The organism is Synechococcus sp. MU1655, assembly GCF_023630655.1.
GTDB lineage: Bacteria > Cyanobacteriota > Cyanobacteriia > PCC-6307 > Cyanobiaceae > Synechococcus_C.
Genome location: NZ_JAKUHK010000220.1, coordinates 1 through 3,444, shown reverse-complemented (window position 1 = coordinate 3,444; position 3,444 = coordinate 1). Strand labels below are relative to the sequence as shown.

At 47.6% G+C, this 3,444-nt stretch carries 4 protein-coding genes; 3 read left to right on the top strand and 1 reads right to left on the bottom strand.

Going from position 1 to position 3,444, the window contains the following annotated elements; all coding sequences use genetic code 11:
* Nucleotides 1–305 precede the first annotated feature (305 nt).
* The 3 genes from NCN04_RS09605 to NCN04_RS09595 all read left to right on the top strand — a co-directional run bounded on the left by NCN04_RS09605 (nt 306) and on the right by NCN04_RS09595 (nt 2,155).
* Entirely contained in the window at nt 306–584 is a 279-nt protein-coding gene (locus tag NCN04_RS09605) for a hypothetical protein (RefSeq protein ID WP_250395942.1), read from the top strand.
* 136 nt (nt 585–720) lie between these two features.
* A complete protein-coding gene (locus tag NCN04_RS09600; RefSeq protein WP_250395941.1) occupies nt 721–864 on the top strand; it encodes a hypothetical protein in 144 nt (47 codons plus the stop codon).
* Between the two features lie 187 nt (nt 865–1,051).
* Nucleotides 1,052–2,155 (top strand): hypothetical protein, encoded by a 1,104-nt coding sequence (locus tag NCN04_RS09595; RefSeq protein ID WP_250395940.1) that lies wholly within the window; start codon nt 1,052–1,054, stop codon nt 2,153–2,155.
* A gap of 798 nt (nt 2,156–2,953) precedes the next feature.
* On the opposite strand, the gene NCN04_RS09590 is transcribed toward NCN04_RS09595, so the two are convergent.
* Nucleotides 2,954–3,292 (bottom strand): HAD family hydrolase, encoded by a 339-nt coding sequence (locus NCN04_RS09590; protein WP_250395939.1) that lies wholly within the window; start codon nt 3,290–3,292, stop codon nt 2,954–2,956.
* Nucleotides 3,293–3,444: the final 152 nt, after the last annotated feature.

The following is a 3,444-nucleotide window of genomic DNA, read 5'->3' as shown; positions in this document are numbered from 1 at the left end:
AAGCTGATGTTGATGAGCCCGGAATTGATAGACAGGAGCTATGGACATGGTCCATTCAATCCTGGAGCGGTCGTGACCTGCGTGCGTCAGTGGGTTGGATGACTGGCTTTGGCTTCAGCTCAACGGTTGGAGATCGCACTAGGTGCTGACGTTACTGGGCTTACGTCATTAGCCGCACCTGCTGTTTCGTCATGTTGTCTGCATGCCGAAGTAGAACCACCCACAGGTTGATCGCCAGCAGGACGTCGGTTCGAGGGCAACTGGGTAGCTGACAATCGACTGACTGATCAGGCAATCCCGAAGACATGAAGGTGTACGCCCTATTCCTGCTGGCTCTCGCCGGCAGCTGTCACGTCAACGCTGAACCTTCTCCGGGGCCTTCCCCAGAGTCGATTCCTGATTTGGAAGCCCGTCAACAGGCCCTGAAACTTCTCTGCCCTATCGCACAGGAAGCTGGAGGCGGCTGGGGAGACGACAACATCAACAGAGGCATCGCCTCTATTCAGTACGGCGAAGAGTGGCCACCAAACCGGGCTCAGGTCTCGGCTTACAAGCTCTGTTTGTATGAGGGCTCCTTGAATTGACCGACCGCATAACCCCAGTGGTTGGTTGAGGAATGATTCCTGACTTGATCTCCTGTTTCACCATCGTGTCGGCATGTCAAACAAGGACCGTCCACTGGTTGGTTGTCATGTACAGAAGAACGGTGTCTGCTGGTTGATGAACGATCACGGAGGGGAGGTCGGCAGCTTCAGCAACGCCAATCCAACGGCGTACCCGACGTGGGTTGTTGTGGAGACCAGGCCCGATACACGGCAGTGGTCAGCCGGTGGTCACGCGCATGTTGCACCATTACGCCATTGAAGCCTGGGAAACCATGCAGAAGTCAGGCGGGTGGAAGCGTTGCCCGCCTAAGTGGTGACGGATCAATCATTCCTGACTGAGCCACTGAGGCAAACGCCGATGTCCCTGTCCACGGTTATTCATTCGGGATCAATATCAGGAACTTGGCAAGCAAGTTGCATAGGGGCAATCTCGCCCAACTGCACTGATGTGGCAGCACCAGCCTGACTTCTACTTGTATTGGAAGGATGCCGCTAAAGACAGCCAATGCGATGTGGCTGACCAGTACAAATCAGGGCATAATTCAGAAGATTCATGGAAAGACGTGGAAAACACAACAATTGAACGATTTCAAGCAACAAGGATTACGCCCAATGAATTCAAACTCCTATTGTTGGCTTTATTACCAGTTGTTGTCTATATACTAGGCCAAATACTATTTGATATTATTGGAGTCTCATTTGCTGATTATGCAATGCAATTGCTTTCTAGCAGTGCCAATATCGATTTTGCTGAGTCGTCTATTGCTGCTGCTCAGTTATGGGGATCGGCTTCATTGATTTACTTGGTTGTGTCCATTGGTTTAATCGGCTATGTTTTTCGCTTTCTTGGTAAGAATGTTAAAGGCAAAGCCTTGTATCCTTTTTGGGGAATTGCGTCTTTTCTGATTGTAATAGGCGTTTCTCACTTGTTATGGGTAGACGAATCACGACGCCCACTCAGCATGATTTTCTATCTGACTTTTGAAAGCCTCAAGGCAAGCAGCCTAATGCAATCGAATAGCTTGGATAGTATAGATAAGCTTCTTGATGTGATCAATGTACTCAGCGTCGTTATCCCCTCGCTGTTTTGTGCATTTATGCCATCAGTGCTTATCACCCCTCGTGGAGGATGGACGGACGACATGTTGGTTAGTAGAATTAAATCAGGGAGGAAATTTTGCGCATGTTCGTCTGTCTTTTTAGTGGTCGGAATATTGCATATGTTCGCGTGGATGAGGTTGTCATTCCTAGTTCTAGATAGGCCGGAGTTAAGTCAACTGGCATCCGGGATTGTATTTTATTGGGCTTTTGTGTTTAGCACCATGATTGCAACTCTATATGCATGTATCATGTTAACCCTTGATGGACATCGTGAATCACTGGAGGCCTCTAGGAGATCCTCCTCTGCTACCGGCCCACACTTATTGAGTGAGTTGGGAATCGCATTTGACGGAAAGGCACTGGTCAAGCAAGTGGTGATCGTATTTGCGCCAGTGATTTCTGCATTAGCTGTAACTACAACTGAAGTCCTACTTGAGAGTGGAATTTAAATCAATTGATTGACGTTGAATCCTTTTCTAGTGCTTTTAGGGTGAGCAATAAGCCGTTGAGCTAAAACAGCCAAAATGACAGAACAATGAGAACAAGAGCCCGGTGAAGCGGATTGGCACCCGCTTCATTGCCCGAAAAGGGCCTGCGATAACTGAACCCTCTCCGCTAGATGGCGAAAGCTCCTCGGGTTTGTTGTGCCCTGTGCCTGCCCGTTAACAAAGGCATGTCCCAGAACATTCAATGGAACAAAGACAAGCTCCGACGCATTCAAACGATCCTTTGCTTGAAGCAGATAAGGCCATCAAAAGAAACACAACTGTTCCGGAAACTAAAACAACTGACCAAAGTTAAGCATCAGGATTCATTGATTCCAGTTCTCACCTTTTTTGGATCTTCCGTTGCGTACTCGTTAGTCCAGTTTACGATCTTCATTGATGGATCTCAGGCATGCCTACGGAACTAGCTCACCAGTTGAGATCTACCCTCATGCCCTTACGATCATGAATGGTCACCTCACCGACTAATCCCGGATCTCGTTCAGATCAAACCAAAGCAATAGATGTCAGAAGATTCATTCAACCGTTTGGAGCGGGGTTTTTATTGCAGCCTGGGAATGCTTCAAGCCGTTGCCACCTGCTGATGGCGCTAAGGGCTAGTGACGATGATGGCTTGGCAGCTGGGAGTAAGCTTTTAGTCCTTTTGTGAGTTAGGGCAGAAAAGTTGAAGCTGCCTATCGCTTCACAACTATTAAGACGATATCTGCTTAGCAGCAACTGTTAGGAGAGCAGTCTCATTAATCAGTTGGATGTAAATAATTCGACTCCTGGGTGATGGTGAAGTGGAGAATTGCGATCATGGTCTATAGCGAAAGCCCCGTCATCGTTAACCACGACTCTTGGGCTTGAAAGATTTCCGACTATTGAATCAAATTCAATCCCTGCGTCATGCAATTTCTGAATTGTAAGGTCCAGCTGAAGGGAAGGAATATTATTATTCGAGCTTTTTCGAGCTGTAGTGAAAACGATGCTGTGACCTTCTGCTTTGATCTTTTTCAAGTAATTTAGAGCACCTTCATTGAATTCCATTGTTGAGTGCTTGAAAATTACACCATCAAGATCAAGTAGAAAAGTTGCCATTTGGCCAGCGTTATTGCATATAAGTTTCGCATCTTTTCCTCGTGATGTCACGCTTCAGTCCGCAGCACCGTGGTCACGATCAATCAACCATCAGCAAAGCTGAAACCGGCTAATGCAGTTGGCATCACCAGCACACGCTATGCATCGTTGTC